General features: G+C 56.2%; 15 protein-coding genes and 1 tRNA gene. 6 read left to right on the forward strand and 10 right to left on the reverse strand.

Annotated elements, in window-relative coordinates; genetic code table 11:
* The first annotated feature begins 173 nt into the window (after window positions 1-173).
* Window positions 174-250 (forward strand) — tRNA-Asp (locus VM554_03490).
* 96 nt (window positions 251-346) lie between these two features.
* Here VM554_03490 and VM554_03495 read toward each other — a convergent pair.
* The 8 genes from VM554_03495 to VM554_03530 form a co-directional block, all read right to left on the reverse strand.
* Entirely contained in the window at window positions 347-1,429 is a 1,083-nt protein-coding gene (locus VM554_03495) for a site-specific integrase (protein HVJ07420.1), read from the reverse strand.
* Between the two features lie 28 nt (window positions 1,430-1,457).
* Entirely contained in the window at window positions 1,458-1,763 is a 306-nt protein-coding gene (locus VM554_03500) for a helix-turn-helix domain-containing protein (protein ID HVJ07421.1), read from the reverse strand.
* A gap of 369 nt (window positions 1,764-2,132) precedes the next feature.
* Window positions 2,133-3,983: a bifunctional DNA primase/polymerase gene (locus VM554_03505; GenBank protein ID HVJ07422.1), complete on the reverse strand. Its 1,851-nt coding sequence runs from the start codon at window positions 3,981-3,983 to the stop codon at window positions 2,133-2,135.
* Window positions 3,974-4,345 carry a hypothetical protein gene (locus VM554_03510; protein ID HVJ07423.1) on the reverse strand — a complete coding sequence of 124 codons (372 nt, stop codon included), beginning with the start codon at window positions 4,343-4,345 and terminating at the stop codon, window positions 3,974-3,976. Before VM554_03510 ends, VM554_03505 begins: the two co-directional genes overlap by 10 nt.
* A gap of 98 nt (window positions 4,346-4,443) precedes the next feature.
* Complete coding sequence (locus VM554_03515; protein ID HVJ07424.1) at window positions 4,444-4,842, reverse strand: hypothetical protein; 399 nt, start codon at window positions 4,840-4,842, stop codon at window positions 4,444-4,446.
* A gap of 24 nt (window positions 4,843-4,866) precedes the next feature.
* Window positions 4,867-5,937, reverse strand: a complete 1,071-nt coding sequence (locus VM554_03520; protein HVJ07425.1) for a hypothetical protein — start codon at window positions 5,935-5,937, stop codon at window positions 4,867-4,869.
* A 10-nt stretch (window positions 5,938-5,947) separates the two neighbouring features.
* A complete protein-coding gene (locus tag VM554_03525) occupies window positions 5,948-8,365 on the reverse strand; it encodes a hypothetical protein (GenBank protein HVJ07426.1) in 2,418 nt (805 codons plus the stop codon).
* Window positions 8,366-8,749: 384 nt separating this feature from the next.
* The gene (locus VM554_03530; protein ID HVJ07427.1) at window positions 8,750-8,974 is read right to left on the reverse strand and encodes a helix-turn-helix domain-containing protein; all 225 of its coding nucleotides are present in this window, start codon (window positions 8,972-8,974) and stop codon (window positions 8,750-8,752) included.
* 475 nt (window positions 8,975-9,449) lie between these two features.
* Here VM554_03530 and VM554_03535 point away from each other — a divergent pair, with 475 nt between their 5' ends.
* The 4 genes from VM554_03535 to VM554_03550 all read left to right on the forward strand — a co-directional run bounded on the left by VM554_03535 (window position 9,450) and on the right by VM554_03550 (window position 12,445).
* Window positions 9,450-9,572: a hypothetical protein gene (locus VM554_03535; protein HVJ07428.1), complete on the forward strand. Its 123-nt coding sequence runs from the start codon at window positions 9,450-9,452 to the stop codon at window positions 9,570-9,572.
* A 1,085-nt stretch (window positions 9,573-10,657) separates the two neighbouring features.
* Window positions 10,658-10,897: a hypothetical protein gene (locus VM554_03540; GenBank protein HVJ07429.1), complete on the forward strand. Its 240-nt coding sequence runs from the start codon at window positions 10,658-10,660 to the stop codon at window positions 10,895-10,897.
* A 508-nt stretch (window positions 10,898-11,405) separates the two neighbouring features.
* Complete coding sequence (locus VM554_03545) at window positions 11,406-11,657, forward strand: hypothetical protein (protein HVJ07430.1); 252 nt, start codon at window positions 11,406-11,408, stop codon at window positions 11,655-11,657.
* Between the two features lie 95 nt (window positions 11,658-11,752).
* The gene (locus VM554_03550) at window positions 11,753-12,445 is read left to right on the forward strand and encodes a recombinase family protein (protein HVJ07431.1); all 693 of its coding nucleotides are present in this window, start codon (window positions 11,753-11,755) and stop codon (window positions 12,443-12,445) included.
* Window positions 12,446-12,447: 2 nt separating this feature from the next.
* Here the strand turns inward: VM554_03550 and VM554_03555 are convergent, their stop codons facing one another.
* On the reverse strand, window positions 12,448-12,897 hold the full coding sequence (locus tag VM554_03555; GenBank protein ID HVJ07432.1) for a hypothetical protein: 450 nt from the start codon (window positions 12,895-12,897) through the stop codon (window positions 12,448-12,450).
* A gap of 177 nt (window positions 12,898-13,074) precedes the next feature.
* Window positions 13,075-13,335 (reverse strand): hypothetical protein, encoded by a 261-nt coding sequence (locus VM554_03560; GenBank protein HVJ07433.1) that lies wholly within the window; start codon window positions 13,333-13,335, stop codon window positions 13,075-13,077.
* A gap of 771 nt (window positions 13,336-14,106) precedes the next feature.
* Between VM554_03560 and VM554_03565 the strand changes: the two genes are divergently transcribed.
* Window positions 14,107-17,289, forward strand: a complete 3,183-nt coding sequence (locus VM554_03565) for a hypothetical protein (GenBank protein HVJ07434.1) — start codon at window positions 14,107-14,109, stop codon at window positions 17,287-17,289.
* Window positions 17,290-17,386: the final 97 nt, after the last annotated feature.

The following is a 17,386-nucleotide window of genomic DNA, read 5'->3' on the forward strand; positions in this document are numbered from 1 at the left end:
TGCAGCAAAATAACCCGTAAGCGAAACATTTCCATGCGCCGGCCGACTGGCTTCTCATAGGAAATGACCTATCGTGAGTTGTTTGCTACAATTGCTTAACGGAACAGGGACAGCTGTTCTCGCTGCAGGTAGCTCATCCACCTGCCTTATAAGTCACCGCAGTAGGCAACATTGGGGACGTAGCTCAGTTGGTTAGAGCGCTGCCCTGTCACGGCAGAGGTCGCGGGTTCGAGCCCCGTCGTCCCCGCCATAAACCGAAAAAATACAAAGGTTTACGGCGAAGATCAAAGTGACAGCATAAAATCCACGGTACACAACGGTACGGAACTTCTAAACCGTACCGCACTCATCCCAACAACATCTCAACTTGCCTCTGACTCGCACTCCGCTTGTCTGCGGAAACTGCTTGCGTGTACAGGTCCATCGTGGTGCGTGAATTTGCGTGCCGGAGCAGCTCTTGTGCAACCTTGACATCCACTCCCAAGCTGCGGAGGTTGGTTGCCAAGCTGTGCCGAAAGCTGTGCCAGCCAATTACCTTGCCGGTGATGCCCGCCCGCGTGAGAGCCGGACGGATGGCCTTTTTGAGCACCATGTCCGGCATTAGCGGCTGAGTACCGTTCATTCGAAGCGAAGGAAAGAGAAAATCGTCATCACCTTTGTACGGTGACGCGCCCCTCCATTCTGCCAAGGCATCACAGACGGACTCGTGCAACGGGACCGGCTTGTGACTCGCTTCTGTCTTCGTTTCTCCGAAGTGGTTCCGCACGCAAGACCGGGTGACAGCAATCTCCATGGTGAAGAAGTTCACGTCACTCCATCTGAGTGCGAATAGCTCGGAGCGGCGAAGGCCGGTTGAGCCTGCAATCATGACCATCACACGCTCACGCAAGGGCAGCTCCGCCAATAACGCCTGAAACTCTCCCGGCGCAAGCACATCAGGTTCACGCAACCGTTTTGCCGAGCAGCGTACTTTGCTGACCGGGTTGAAAGTAATCCATTCGTGCCGGATTCCGTGACTGTAAACCGCAGACATGATGTTGCGGATTTTCGTCTTGGTAGCCGGGGCGAATTTCATCGATTCTAACCACTGCTCAACGGCAACGGTCTTGACTTCGGAGAGCCTGTGGTCCTGCCACTTTGGGAGAATGTGCAGAGTCAAGTACGACTCATGCGCCTCAACCGTCGCGTAGGCTTTGCGCTCCAATGTCAATTCATGCTTCCGATAGTGGGCTACAAGGTCACGCACCGTCTCCGGCGCACGGACCCCGCTGTTGATGGTTGAGCGAAGCGGCAAGACGGCCTTCTCAGCATCGCGACGCCGTGGGAGTTCCCGCACCGTCCCGATTCTGAGATTGCGATGAACGCGCTTTCCGCTCACGTCTTCGTAATAGCGGAAAAACCAACTGTCATCGGCTCTCTTGTTCTTCACCAAAGTCAGACTTCCATTCTGAAATCGATTACTCTCCCTCAAGGCGTCTCCTTGTGGGAGCATCGGTGGCTGCGAGTAGTGTACTCGCGGAAAGTGCCGCCGCAGTCTTTCCCGTGCGCCGGGAGAGCATCCACGCCTCAAGGTCACTCTCCAGGAAGCGCCAGAGCCGCCGCTTGCCCTCACCAACCGGGAACGCGGGGAGATAGCCTTCACGCGCCCATCTGGTCACTGTGCGGCTGTTGATACCGCCAAGGAATTCCGACGCCTCAACAGGCGTCAGAAACCTGTGACGGCAGGCAGCCGGTCTTCTGTCATATGGAAGTCGCGTTTCCATGAGTGCAAACCTTTTGCTTTCTTAGATTTGCGTAAGCGAAAAGCCGCGAATACCAAAAGTCATAGGTATTCAGTCGAAATCTACTATTTTCTGTGAATTACTTGTTTGTGTAAATAAAAGGATTGCGGCGCTCTACAGGGCGATGCCTTTAGAGATTTGACCCCAGCCCCCTACCCTAGTCCGTGGCTTTGAATCAGTGGGCTGTGCCGCATGTGGTGTGGTGTGGCGGCAGCCCATGACCGGGCTGATGGGGCGGCAAAACACCACAACGCACCATAGTATCTTGTGTGTTGTGGTGTTTACCGTTCACAACCAAACACACCACTATCACCCTAACGGGTGGTAGATGGTGATGTTATTTGGCGTGTGTTATGTCGCCACAAGTTGATTGCCGGGCAGCAGCCCAAGCCGGTGACGCCGCACCCATTCCGGTGACCGTTCAATCCCATGGTCCAAGAGCAAGCGGGACAGCCCCGGATTCTTCAACATGGGGTTGGCCTTCATGATTGCGATGGCCGCATCATCCTTACCGTCCTTGTTGCCCCTGAATCCCTTGCGGCCCTGCAACGTAACGGATTGTGTATCAGGGTCTCCAACAACGTGCATACGGCAATCAGGTGTGCATGTGGCTTCAAAGTCCTTACTCTCAAAGTCACGCTGCTTCAGGTTTGACATGAATGAAGCGGACTCATACGGATGCGTAGGGTCCTGCAACCGCGTACCCCAACAACACGCAAGGAACGCGCCCATGTCGCCACTGCCGCGCATGGCGTTTTCCAAGGTCATGCTGTCACCGCTGTCCTTGGGTGAGTGGTGCAACATGACGACGGATTCCGCACCGTCACGCAACAGCGCAAAGATGCTGTCTGCAAATGCACGGACATCCTTTGAGCTGTTTTCGTCACCCTCTAGGAAACGGATTGCCGTGTCGAGAATGACAACGGAGCCGGGCAGTGCGGGCCGTAGCTCCGGCGCATTCAACGTTAAGCTGCCGTCAGAGCTGAGGGTTCGGTAAAACAGCGTTTCACCCACACAGTCCAGCAATCCAATCTTCTTGAGCCGGTCTGTGAAAGGACCAAGTGAAACTTCAGGGCACAGGTACAGCACACGCTCCGGCCTCTTCACCACGGCAAAATGGTCAAACAGCTTTTCCCCGGTGAGCAGCGCATGTGCGAGATTCAGCGCAATAAGGCTCTTGCGTTCACGCACCGGCCCGGCAATGGCCGTGACGCCCTCACGCTGCAAAAAGCCATCAATCAGGAACGTAACGGGCGGAGCATGGAGCGCCTCATCCTTGGTGTGGAACAACTCACGCCAATCCGTTGACAGCGCGTTGGGCATTGGCAAATGGGTCATGCTCCCAAGCACAATCTCCGGCTCAGCTCCCGGCTCTCGCTCAGCTTCACCGTGCATCAGCGTCATGAGCTGCTTAAATGCGGCAGTGTCACGCTTGTTGGCCTTGCACGTGCCGTGTGAGCACTCAAAGGCAATCTTGCCGTCAAGGATGCCCAACACGGTGCTGCTCTCAGCTCCGGCACCACTGCCGTGCTGTGCTTCCCATGGGCAGTGAACGCCAAGCCAATAGCCGTTGGAGACACGCTTCTCATAGTCACGCGCCTCCAGCTTGTTGCGGTCCATGTACTCCAAGAGCCACGTTTTCCAGTCATCAGCCGTGTCATCATCCACAGTGGTGACCATGCTTGGGTCATTGGCCCTAGTGGTGAGTGAGCGCACAGAATCCGGCACCGGGCTGAGTGCGTCATTGCACAGGACCTCATACGCCTCACCGCTGTCCGGGTGAATACTCCCGGCTGCCATCACGTAGCCAGTTGAGCAACGGATGTCACCGCTGCCGTCTTCAAGCCTCCAGCCGGTTGACTTCAGACCTTCACCCGAGTAATAGAGCTGGACGCCAAACTCAGGACGGCGGCCTGTGCGCACCGCGTATGTGTACGGCAGACCATGGGCGGCAAGCCATCCGTCAAGACTGTCCGCGCTCTCAAGCCCGTGGTCAATGTCAACCACACACAGGCCGCTTGCGCCTGTGGCAATGGCAACATTGGCGTCCGGCGTCTTCTCCCACCACGCCCGGACAATCTCTTCATCAGTCGTGGCGTCCTTGAAGCCGCGCTCAGTCATGGGCTTCTTGGACTTAGGCCAGCACGGGAAGACGTGCCATCCGCGCCGGATGCAATCAAGAGCAATTTCCATTAGACGCATGGGGCGGTCACCTCTTTGGCATACTTGCCGTCGCGCAGTTGGTCAAAGTGCTGTTGTGCCAATTCCTCTCCGGGTGCGAGAAAGACAAACTTACGGTCAGAGTCGTCCCGAGTGTCCAGAAGCAAAAGCTCATCACCAGACGGCCACCGCACCAGAGGCGCAATAATCACGTCCTCATACAATTGGCCCTTTGGTTGGTCGCGGGAAATCTTTGCAGTCACCCACGCAACAACAGGCTCCAGTGTCACGGCGGGGAAGCCTTCAGCGGCATCCTGTGGGGATGGATTCCATTGGATGAGGGCACGCCATCCCTGCCCGGCTAACGTCTGAAAGATTTTTTCTCCGTTGTCATTCACAAACATAGGAAATTCCTTTCTGCTCTTGAGGTTGATGTTGAGCGCACAAGGCCCCGTAGCCGCGCTACACGGCTCTTGGTCGCGCTTGTTGCAATTGCAATGTGCTAGTGGGTTAGTGGCGCTTGGCATCCGTAACGTGTGTCAACGTACCCGGACGCGCACAACGGCATGTAGAGATTGCGAACGGCAAACGGCGCGGTGATAGACACGTCAGCCGCTGTGATGAGATGCGCCAACTTGCGGTGACGCGGAAACAGCTTGCGGGCCGCGTAATACTGCCCAACGACAATGCCGCCCGAATAGACAGCCATCACGGGCGGGTGGTTAACAACCCAACCGGGAAGTGTGACTTCTCTATTGCCTCCCGATAGCGCCCGATGCGTGCTGTACACATCAAGGCCACGGGCGGCAACATCAGCGGTCAACAGAGCCCACTCCGTCTGGTCAAACCGTGGCGTATTGGTCTGTGCGGACGCCACGGATGCAAGCAAGAGAACGAACAATGCAAGGGTCTTCATGGCGTCCTTTCAAAAGATGCGCTGCACTTGCATCTGTGAGCCAAAGCCTATGTCAACACCGTTTGGTGCATAGGCCGCCATTGAGATTGTGTGCGTGCCCGCAGACAGGCCGGTTATGCTGCACAGAACGGGAATGACTATGTATCCAGTCGCACTCGGCACGGTGTATGTCACGTCAAATCTGCTGGTGGAATCGGCCATCACACGTATTTCTGCCGTGGCGTATGCCGTTGCCGTGAGTATCAGTGAGGCACTCACGTTGAACACGTCTGAAGTGCTGGCAGCGGTGACCGAAATGCTGAGGCCGGGGATTGTTGCAAAGCCCGACTGTGACAGCAGTGCGGATGTAGACGCGCTGGCACTAAATGTCTGCACGCCCGCCGTGGTGAGCGCGGAGCCATCCGGGAATTGCACCCTAGACGCGGCCAAGGTGCCCGTGGTGATGTTGTTGGCGTTCATGCACTCACGCGGAGATGAGGAGATTATCTCCGAGAAGGTGTGGTCGTTAATATCCGGGCAATGCGCGGCAAAGCCCCGGATTAGGCATTCGAGCGCCTTGCTGGTAGTATCCGCATCTTGCAAGCCAATGGCACCCAAGCACCCGCCCACCGCCGTGCTCACTGCCGCGTCCATCTCAGCCGATGGACCAAGAATCAGCCAAGCACCATCTGTTTCCGTTGGCACGCTTGCCTTGCCGTCACTGTCCCACGCTCCGCCGCGAACCGTCCCGCTATCCGTGCCAAGCAACGACACACAAAAGAACAGCTCCGGGTGCGCCCGGTTGCAGTCGGCAAGCAGCTCGGGAATCAACTCTGACAGCTCACAGAAGCCGCGCGTCTCTGCCGCTTGGACAATGGCCGGGCGTAGTTGCTTTGCAAGCACGTCTGTCAGTGAAGCATAGGTAGAGAAGCCCTCACGGGAGTGCCCTGCAATGCCCAAAATGCCGCCGTTGGGCAACCGGGTGAGTTTTGAGTAATTTTCTTCAGTTGGCACATACTTTCCGTCAGCCCATTTACCTACGCGGCCCTCACACACTGCCACGCCCGTGTGTTTATCCCATGCACTGATTACTAGAGACATTGCGTCCTCCCTACCTGTTCATCCGTCTGAGTGTGTTTTCAAAGTGCCGCTGGAGTTTGTCTGAATGCTTCTCAAGCACTGTGTCCATACCGTCCGCATCAAGAGCTGATGCGTGCATGTGTACGTGCATCGTGACGTTGTTGCGTGGACCTTGCTCAAAGCCTCCGTTGCGCACCATGCTCCTAAGCCCGTCCATGACGCCTCCAGGTACAACGCCCTCACCCGGAGTCAGCATCGTGGGCACCACGTCACCGCTCCCAATACCGGGGACTCTATCCGTGCCGCCCTCAAAGGCCATGACAGCGGCAAAGGCTCCAGCGGCCAAGACCGGCGCGGCAATGATGTTGGCCGGAAAGGGCAGCTTCATGCCGGTGACAAAACCCCAACGGGCCGCCTCCGCTGCCTGTTTCTCTTTATCCATGTCCAGGGTCATCATGGATTTCAAGGCGTTTTGAATCATGCCGGAAACAACTTGGTCCCCAAGGTTCTGAATCATCCTTGCCCACGTCTGGTGTCCCATGATGGATTGCGTGAGACTGCGGGACATGTCATCCGTGAATTGCTGATAGGCGGACTTCAGGCTTTGCATCCACGCCGTTGAGGATTTTTCGTTTAGCTCTGCGATGGTGTTGTCATGCTGTTGGGTGAGCTGCTTTTCCTTGTCCTGTAGCTCTTTCAGCTTGTTGAGATAGTCCTTGCCGGACTTGTCGAGCGCGGCAATTTTCTTCTCCAGTGCCTCAGTCTGGATGCGGTACTCTTCATCCGCCAGTCTTGTTTCTTCCGAGATACGCCGCGCCTCCGATTGAAAGCGGGTGCTCTCCAATATTTGTTGGTGGGCACGCTCCATTGCAATGCGCAACTCACCAATCTTGAGGTCACTGTCCGCCGCTTCAATTCCAGCCTGTTCCCGGCGTTTGCCCTCTTCCTCAGCCTCCCGTGTGACTTCCTGAATGCGCTGATTCGTAAGGTCACGGTAAAACTGCGTGTCCTGAAGATTGCGGGCTTCCTCTTCACGGAGTCCCGCGTCAATGGCCGCAAGCCGGGCCGCTGTGCCGCTCTGTGTGGCCTCAATCTGCTCCCGGATAGATTGCTGCAACGCCTGTAGGTCCCGGTTGTATGCCGCCACGGTTTCCGTAGCCTTCAGCGTGGCAACCTTGGTGTCATACTCTTGCTGAATCTCGATAGCCTTGTCATTCAAGGCTTGGAGCTGATTGGTGTAGTCCTTCCCCGACCTATCCAACGCGGCAATCTCGGCAGCGTTGGCCGCCATCTTGACATCACGGTCACGGTTGGCAAAGTCCAGGTCAGAAGCAAGCCGCTCTTCAAGGGAGGCACGGTGGACGGTCAAGAGTGCATCAGCCGTTGCCCTATCAGCGGCAATCGACTGCTCACCCATCCGCAATTGGCTCTCAGCCGCTTCCCGTGCTGCCGCCGCACGCCGGGATGCTTCTTCATTTCCCGTTTGCCGCGTGGTGTTGGCGCTATCCGCTTTCTTCAGCTCATTGACGCGCTCTTCAATGCCCACCTGTTTTTGGAGCGTCTCAACCAACTGCTGTTGCGCCTGTAGCTCTTTCTCTGTCCCGGAGAGATTGGCCGCGTGCAACGTCTGATACGCCCGAAGAGCCGCGCCGGTGTCCGCACCGTCTTTGGGTGCCGTCAGTAGGCCGCCGCTATTCTCGCGGTATGCCTTCAGCGCATCACGTACCTTGATGGCTTGGTCCAATGTGCCCTTCAACAGCCCGGAGGCTTCATCCGCTTTGCCTTGGGCCGCAAGGGATTCATACTCTGTCTTGAATTGCTGGAGCGCGTGGTTGGCACCGTCAGAGCCAATGCCAAACGTATACCAATGGCCCTGAAGGTCCTTCATTACCACGTCAGCGGCCTTGGCAACTTCCTCAAACGAGTGAACCAATTCCTGTAGGCTCTGCTTGTCGATCAACTCAAGTTGCAGCTTCAGAGCACCAAGGTGGTCATTCTTCAGCTCATCCGATTTGATTTGAGCCTGAATGAGTTTTTCGTCCAGCGTGTTGAAGGCGCTGTTCACAGCGGTGCCAAACTTCACTTGGTCATCCGTCAGCTTTTCACCGGCTTCACGCATCTTGACCAAGTGCTCAATCAAGAGCGTTGCGCCCACGGCAATAGCCATGAACGGGAAAGCTGCCTCCATCGCAGCTCCCACAGGGCCAAGGCTTGCAAGGAAGCTGGCAACGGCACGCGGTATGTGAATACCGAACTCTTCACCAAGCAGCATGATGCTGTGGCGGGCTTCCGTCATACCAGACCCCATACGGCGACCCATGCCCTCCGCACCGCTGCCGATGTCATTGAAGGCACCACGGGCGGAACGGGCGGCATCTGCCATGCCCGTTTGAAACGTGGCTGTTTTCGCCTGTAAATCAACAGAGAGAATCCATACCGGCTGTGCCATATTTACCTTTCTGCTCCGGTTTCACCCGCGCTCTGTGAACGCGAGTCCGGGAGTGAGGTCAGGTGTTGCATGAACGTAGAAAACGCGGCGGCCTCTGCACGCTCCGCAATCTCGGGCGTGTCTAGTAGGCGCTTGAGAACCGCGTCCAGCCGCTCCGAGACCTGAGCGGCAAGAACATCCACGGCCTTGGGGTCTAGCGGGATTAGGAAAACTGATGCCGGTTTCCCATCGACAATTCCAGCGCCCCCGATCATCCGAAGGCCACGTGACAAGTAGTCTTCCGGAACCGGCCCACAAGGGAAGGCCATCACGGTGAAGTCGCTTGTCTCAAGATTGCCAACAAGCAAATAACACGGGTGGGCACGCTCAAGTAACGCACTCAATCTATCCACGGGCCGCCTCCACGCTTTCCGGGCTTGCTGTTTGTTCGCGCCCAATCAGGGCAAGGAGCGCAGATTCACGCACCCGTGACAGCCGTCCAATTTTCAGTCTTGGCAGACGCCCGATTGACCACCACCACCGGATTGTGGAGGGCCGGACACCAAGCAGCTCAGCAGCAGATTCCGCGCTGTGCAGCTTGTCCTCAGTTGCAATCTTCAGTGTTCTCATACGGACTCCTTTGGGCATTGATGGGCCTCAACGTTTCTTCTCTTCAATTCCAAGCATTATCCTTTTGAAGCCCTAACAGGTCATGGGCCGTTACAGACCGTTACTTCTCTTGCCATTGACGGGAGGTGTTGTGCGCCAATGTTTCATCTCCCCTCAATTCAAAGCCTTACCGTTTTGCAGACCCGCTCGCACGCGGACCATGACAGGCCGTTACAAGCTGTGTAGTCCCGTTGATGGTTAGCAGCGGTCATCAATGTCCCCTTCACTTATGAGCCTTACCGTTTTGGTGACCGGCTTGCACACGGGCCGTTACCAGCCGTTACACAACGCTCTTCCCGTCCGGCAGGATGGGCATTGGCTTGAGCGTTTGCGGTTGCGTGGACATCTTCCCCTCTTCAGTTCCAAGCCTTAATACGTCACGTTTTGCAGTCACAGCCATCCGTTACAAACCGTTAACGGATAGCTGCGCCTGTCAATGTCATCCTTCCGCGTAGAAGACCCATTTGTCCGGGCGGCATTCGATGCTGCCGCATGGGATATGTACCCCGCCCGTGAATTTCAGTTCGCGGGTCGCCTGCACGTGCTGCGCAATGGCTAGGAAACCCTCAAGCTGACCCGCTGCCTTCAACTTGGCTAGGGCGCTATTCAGTTCACGCTTTACTGTGCTTTCTGAAGCGCCGAGTTTGGCGGCAATTTCACTGTGGGGTATGAGGTCTAACGCGGCAGGCGGGCGGCCTGCTCGGCGTCTCAAACAGTGGCTCCTTTCGGGCTCCGTCCTGTTGCCGTTAACGCTTGCTGTCGGCAGTTGACGGGCGCTCTTGCAGTGTCCACAAGATAGTGCTATCGTTGATGCAATGTCACGTGACCTATTACAAACCGTTACACTTCCGCTTTTGGTGGACGCGGACACTCTGGACGACGCGGAGAATGGATGCGCTGAGGGTGAATGCGCCGTGTTTACAAGCCAAGGCAGGATGAGGCTGCAAAAGGTGCGCACGATTAGCCCGGACAGCCTTGTGCGGTGGCTTGAAGGGGGTACGCGCTCGGGTCTTGCCCGTGCGCTTAGAGGCCTTGGGCTGTTGCGCCGCGCTTATGAAAGGAGAGACGCTTGGAAGCTCCGGAATGCTGTTGAGCAAGCACGCCCGCTACTCCCGAAACCACAATTCGGAAAGATGACTGAGGATTGGACGGGAGAGAAGATTTGGCCCGGTGCTCAGTGGCTCTACTCAGAAGCAATGAGCCATGCAATCAAGAATGCCCGTTGGGTCGCATGGTGGCCCTTCAGTGGCGAGCATGAGGCAACGCCGGGCGTCTACTGCCCTGAGATGAGCACGGCGGTTGCTACGGCACTCTTCATCAAGAGCGTGCGCGTTTGCCCGCATTGCGGAGTCCCATTCGTTTCTAAACAAGACAACGTGGACTATTGCAAGCCCGCACATGGGGTCGCGTATCGGACGGCCCGCTCACGTGAAAAGAAAAGGGCAGAGCTGAAAGCCACCGAGATTGCAGCGAGGAAGAGGAAGAGGAAATAGCGCGGCAGCGGGACAGCAAAGAGCAGTAACAAGAAGTGGGCCGGTGCTACCAACACCGGCCCGTTAGCCAAATCGAAACACGCGAGTGTCGTATTGCAATTGGCCTCTCTATTTTAAGGCGAGTTGTGATGCGTCAGAAATGGAGAAAACGATGTACGTCAAAATCACGCCGTCCAAGGCACAAGCGTCCTTGCGCAACCTAGCCAATGGCCGGGAGCCCAAAATTCCCGTCGCTATTCTTGCAGACTACCTTCTACACCACGGCTCCCCGTCAATGATGTCCGGCAGTGCGCCGAAAGATGACTTCGTGCGGTTTGCAGAACATCTGTTCGCGCTCAATGATCCCCGAGGGGCTTTTTGCTGCAAGGCCAACCCTCTGGTGACTTCATAACGTGACATCATAACGGCTACTAAGCGTAACGTGTAACGATCACATTCAAGAAGACTTAATTGACATTTCTGGATATTCGCAGCATCCTTTCAGCATGGAGCTAGAACAGGTTCGGTGCCCGGACTGCAATGAGTCCTATACACGTCTGCTGAGTCGCTGGAAATTCTGCCCGTTCTGCGGCAACCGGGGAGTTGGAAACATCCGAACGCCGTACACCGTGGATGAGGTGGCCGCGTTGACCGGCTTATCCCGAGGTACCATTATCCGCACGTTTGAGCGTGAGCCCGGAGTCATCATCTTGGAGCGTCCCGAGAAACTCCACAAGCGGAGATTCAGAACCATCCGCATACCACGCGCTATCTATGAGCGCGTTGTTGCTCGATTAAGCGTTAAAGCCGGTACGAGGTGAATGTACGTGGTCAACAGAGCAAGCAGTTGGCAAAGAGTCGTGGTGCTTTGCACCTTCGTTCCTTTATGCGTTGGCTGTCACCGGGTGGCTAAGAACGCGTTGCATATTACGTCCGTGACACCGGATGCCGCCGTGGATGTGACAGGGACGCTCAACGGCAAAGTGTATGAGCTGAGCGTTGATCGAAAGGGCGTGCCGCTTTACGTCGCATATTACGAGCCAATAGACGTACCGGACGTGGGCAGAGACTTCCCGGCGCACATCGAAGCGGGTAGCGGGGAGATGGCCGTCCAGGTGCCCAACAAGGGGACCGTGCGCTATTCAATCCAATCCGTCCATGAAAAGAACTGATTGACGCCGTGAGAATCGGTCTTGAATCCTGCTGAGGTGCGTGTTACATTTACAACTACGTCCATAGTGGTTATCGTTACGGGTGAGGCAAGACCATGGCAAACGGTAAATTCATCTCCTACCTTCGGGTTTCAACACAGAAGCAAGGCCGCTCGGGTCTTGGCTTGGAAGCACAGCGGGCCGCTGTGTTGGGCTACCTCAACGGTGGAAAGTGGAAGCTGGTGGAGGAAGTGGTTGAGGTGGAATCCGGCAAGCGCAACGACCGCCCGGAGCTGGCCCGCGCCTTGGCCTTGTGCCGCGTTCACGGTGCCAAGCTGCTGATTGCCAAGTTAGACCGTCTCGCCCGCAACGTGGCCTTCATCGCTAATCTCATGGAGGCGGGCATAGAGTTTGAGGCCGTTGACTTGCCACAGGCGAACCGCCTCACACTGCATGTTATGGCCGCGCTTGCGGAGTATGAGGCCAAGGCCATTTCAGACCGCACCAAGGCCGCCTTGGGAGCAGCCAAGGCCAGAGGCACGAAATTGGGTGGGAGACGTTGGGCCGTAGAAACCGTGGCGAACAAGGCTAACGCGGCAAGCGTCAAAGTCCGCACGGAACAGGCACACAAGCGGGCCAACGATTTGGCCCCGATTGTTGAGGCCATCAAAGCAGAAGGTGGGGTCTCACTTCGCCAGATTGCGGACGGACTAAACCGGCGCGGCATCACGACAGCTAGGGGCGGTCAGTGGAGTGCGGTGCAGGTTAAGAGGCTCCAGGGCACCAGTCATATCGCGGTGATGAGCTAGGACTAGAGCTGAAACCACTGCCGTGGAGTAACCACGCTCAACGGTTGACTGCGCTTTGCGTTGTAGAACTTGCGAATGTGCGCAAAGGTGGTGGGGGCGCTCAGCATCTTGTCAATTGTCTCGCGTGCGTATTGGTCGCTAATGAGCAATTCGAGCACCTCGTTTAGATACTCTCTCTGAATCTCTTTAGACACACCCGCAAATGATCGCTCGTTCAAAATCGCGGCGGCAATTTCAAGAAGATTCATCAGCTCACACAACTCGTACCGCTTAGCATCTTCCGTCTTTGCGGAAAGGAACCGTTGAAACGCTTGGCGGGACGCCTCATAGAGCGTGACAAGCGTTGCGACCGATGCGTTTCTGTTGCCCTTGTAGATCGCTAAGAGCGCAACCAAAAGGGCGAGAATCGCAACGATGAGAGCCAGGAGCGCAATTTGGTCAGATGTTTGCAACGCCTCACTTCTCTTGGCTTGAGGACTGTCCGGTGCTCCCCGATTGTCCGCCTTGTCCCTGTCCTTGACTCTGACCAGATTGCTGGTTTTGGACTTGCTGTTTGTAGTGGGCGGTTGTTAGCGTTCTTTGCAAATGCGATGTCGTTAGGCTGTCATTCGCTATTGCCTTTTTGTCGCTCATTTACTCTCCGTTTTGGGTGATGAAATGGTTCTATTCTTGGTGGGCGAAATGCCGGGCTTGACCGTGACGCCTTGCGCCTCCGCAGCTTTTAGCGTTTGGTTCAGGTGGGCCGTGGTCAATGATTCGGCTGCCAGCATCTCTTGGAGGTGTCCCGTGGTCAACGTGAGCGCCTCTTGCTTTACCGCCTCTTTAAGGTGCTGAGTGGTAAGGGAGTCCCGAGTCCGAACAGGACGCGATTTGCCGTTGTCTTCAATCACGATTCACCTTGGCGATTGAAAAGAGATGTGCCTATTTTACGCTGCTGCGAATGAGGAAAACACAGACGTTTGCTAGCGGGACGCACGCGGCCACAGGAGGGCACCTTCTAGGCATTTGCGCGGGTAGACCTCTGCCGTCATTGTGCCCGTGCGGGGCAACAGTCTGAGGCTGTATTTTGACGGTACGGACGACGGTACGGAACTTGGATTTTGGGTGATTTTAGATGCTTTTCGGTGCCACCGATGCTCCTAGAATCAACAGGTTACGACCGTGGGTCTAACTGTCACGGCAGAGGTCGCGGGTTCGAGCCCCGTCGTCCCCGCCATTGATTCCAAATGAGTCAATCGGCATCGATAGTGACAGCACAGAAATTTCTCAAGATCCACTCTCAAAACCAGAACTTTTGAAACAGTCGCATGGCGTGGGAGTTCGCTCCATTCGCAGGGTTCGTCTATCGCGAGACCCTACCGCGAGACTCTATCGATAGACACATCCCTGATCCTGCTATTGGCATGCCGTGAGAGTTCCTGAACGGTTTGACATCCCCTCCATCCTGTCTTGCAGCCTATCCAGTTCTCTAGTTCGCGCTGACTGTGAAAATAAATGCAACATTCATCGGTGCGCATCAATGTTAAAAAATGCGCTAAATGTGCAACGTTCGTCGCGCGCGAAAAACTTTGAATATCCTCTACTCCTACCTTGACACTTAGAGCGTTCGTCATTACATTCGAACTCCCCCCACAAATTCAGCAGCCGAAAGTTGTGCTCAAATGTCCTGTTCATTTCGCCTGCCGCGCCGAGCGGCACTTGTAATGGTGCTGGTGGGATCGCTGATCGCAGGGTGCCTGCCAGGGTTAGCGCAGAATGGAACTAATCCTCTCACAATATTTCAGAACTACTTTGTGACGGGCGATTACGTTGTTGGTGGCTGGATAAAGGGAGCACCAGACGGGAGCGGTTACGCCCCTGGCATCATCAGCGTTCCGGACACACTGCAACCCATTCAAAATGGAGTATCGGCTTCCGTACCCAAAGGAGCCTCCATCGTCGCGGCCTACCTCTACTGGGCAACTGTAGAAGGCAACCAATCGTCTTTCGCCGGGAAGAGCGCTTACTTCAATGGGTATGCCGTCAGCGGAGCTGTGCTGGGAAATCCGAATGCGCCCACATCCTGGAGTACCGGTGGATGTTCCGGCTCGTCGCAGGGATCGAAGACGATGCGCACGTATCGCGCCGATGTTCGTCCATACCTGCCTTTGGATACAGACCCGGCTTCATCCACTTTCGGCGCAACCGTCGCCAATGGTAAGTTTCAGGTCCGCCTGGTGGACAGTGGGAGCAACGGCAACGGAGTACCCGTTGCGTTGGGCGCGACTCTTGTAATTATTTACCGCGTACTTTCGCCCGAGCTTCCGCTGAATTCTATCGTTCTCTACGATGGCTCGTTTGCTCCCAGTAATACGGCGCAGACCATCAGCCAATCGCTGGCGGGCTTCTATGAGCCGTCTGTAAATCCACAGGCGAAGATTACACACATCGTCGCTAATGGACAGGCCAATAAGAGCGAACAAGTTTATCTGAACAATGCTCTGCAGCCTCTTCCATCGCTCTATGGGGCATTACCACCCTTTCCGGGCATCTATGGCTCGTGGGACAATCCGACCTGGATTTTGAGTAACTACGGATATGTCAAGACGACTGATACCTCTGAGACGACTTCGGTCGTACCATCGCAGAGCAACAGCGGGTGTGTGTCCTGGGGAGCCATGATTCTTAGCACAACCGTCCAGGATTCTGATGGGGACGGGTTGCTTGATACCTGGGAGAACAATCAGGGATATACCGATGCGGTGAGCGGTCAGTGGGTTGCGCTTCCCAATGCCAATCCGAATCGAAAAGACATCTTTGTTGAACTCGATTACCTCACAAATCTGGATGGCTCCGCAGGACCTCATCTGCACTCCCACCTGCCAAAGCAGGACGCGCTGGACGCAGTAGGCGCGACTTTTGCCAAACAGAACATCGGGGTCCATTTCGACCTTGGCCCAGGCATCTATCAGGGTGATCCGTACGTCGTCCCGGCAGGGACTGGAGGGAATGCTATCTCTGAGGGTCAGCTTCTGTGTTCCGACGGAGCCACACTATGCGCCTTTCCGGGTCAGCCGGCAGTTGGCTGGAAAGGCGGCCTCGCTGCAATTCAGACTTCGACGGGACTCGGCAATTTCCAGTCCGGCAGAACGAAGAGTTACCACTACGTTCTTTTCGGTCATTCTCTGGGCGAGCCCAGGTCCTACTGGAGCACTCTGGGCTATAGGCTCGCGAATACGGCGATCCCGCAGCTCGTGTCCATTGTGAACTCCGGGAATACAGCAACCATCACGCTTCAATCCCCTCCGGGAGCTATTAAGCCCGGCGACTGCCCGAATGCTGCCATCTCCGGATGCAGTGATGGGAGCAGCAATCGCATCCACATCGCAGGAGCGCTCGGCCAGACGTCTCTCAACGGCACCTACTTCTTCAGCAATACGAAGAGCTCGAACCTCGTCAATAACGTCTACACGACGACGTTTACCATTACCACGGCGGGCGTAGCGGATGGCACCTACAACTCCGGCAACGAGCCGCAGCTTGCAGTCACCTACCTCGGGCCAAGCAGCTCTTCCGGGCATTCCGACTTTAGAGGCGGTGCGGACTCTGCGATTACCTTCGGTCTGTGGGGGGCGGATGATCCCGCCAACTGCCAGCCCGACCCCAGCCAGCCGCTGTCCTCGGGACAAGCCTATTGCAGCAATGCAACGGGTACAGCCGCGGAACAGACGGGCACGCTGCTGCACGAGCTCGGTCACACACTGGCTCTTACCCACGGCGGTACGTTCTATAGGGATCCTAACAATCCCAGCGTACCCACCGATGGACTGAACTGCGCTCCAAACTACCTCAGCGCAATGAATTACCTGTTTCAGGTTCGCGGGTTTGGCGACGGAGGATACGACTACTCCTTCCAGACGCTCGCGCCGCTGAATGAGGCCTCTCCGAACGAATCCACGGGAATCGGAACAGATATCAACACCGGCCAGGCCGCCGCACATGCCACGCGCTGGTATGCACCTCCGAATACGCTCGATGTTCTGCTTCAAAACACCTCCGGTGGGCGATATGCGGCAGCGCACTGCGACGGCACTCCACTGCTGCCGAATGAACCGCCGGCCGTTCGGGTCGATGGTTCTTTCCCCGGGGCGCTCGATTGGAATAACGACTTAATCGTGCCCGATCAGGTGCTTTCGGCCGAAGACCTGAACCATAACGGAATCATTGGCGATGCGCCGTTCTCCGGATCCAACGACTCGCAGACGATGAATCTACAGCAAATCGGCGCCCGCACCAGCGCATTCGGTGAATCGGGCGGCATCAACTTTGCTGGCGGTGGCATCAATTTTGCCGGTGGCGGAATTGACTTCGCTGGCGGTGGCATAGACTTTGCAGGCGGCGGAATTGACTTTGCCGGTGGTGGTATTAATTTTGCCGGTGGCGGAATCAACTTTGCAGGCGGCGGAATCGATCAGAACGAGGAGACCGCCACATCCACCGCGGACGTGCCAACGGGACTAGTCTGCACCGTGGCCTTGAGCGGCGTTCCCGGCTGCGTACCATCCTCTGGAGCTTTTCTGGAAAACGGGAAGAACATTCCGCTCACCTGGACGGCACCCGCCTTTGGTCAGACTCGCACTTACACTATATGGCGCGCGGTCGGATCGTATGGACCTTCGCAGGTTCTCCTGAACCTGGGCAAGTTCAGCGTTCTTAAGACGCTGACGGGCATGCCCCCCTCACCGTCCTACATCGACACCACCGTGAAAAATGGGGTGACGTACACCTACTTCGTAACCGACACAAATAAGCAGGGTGCTCAGAGCGGCCCTTCAGGTCTTGTGGTGGTCACGGTGAAGTTCTGAGACAGCGCGAGAGGAGCGGTCCGGAGATTCGGCTCGCTCCTCAAACTGCTGTGCATGCAGGAGCGATACAGGAACGATAAGAGAGCGCACCCATTCC

Source organism: Acidisarcina sp., assembly GCA_035539175.1.
GTDB lineage: Bacteria > Acidobacteriota > Terriglobia > Terriglobales > Acidobacteriaceae > JANXZS01.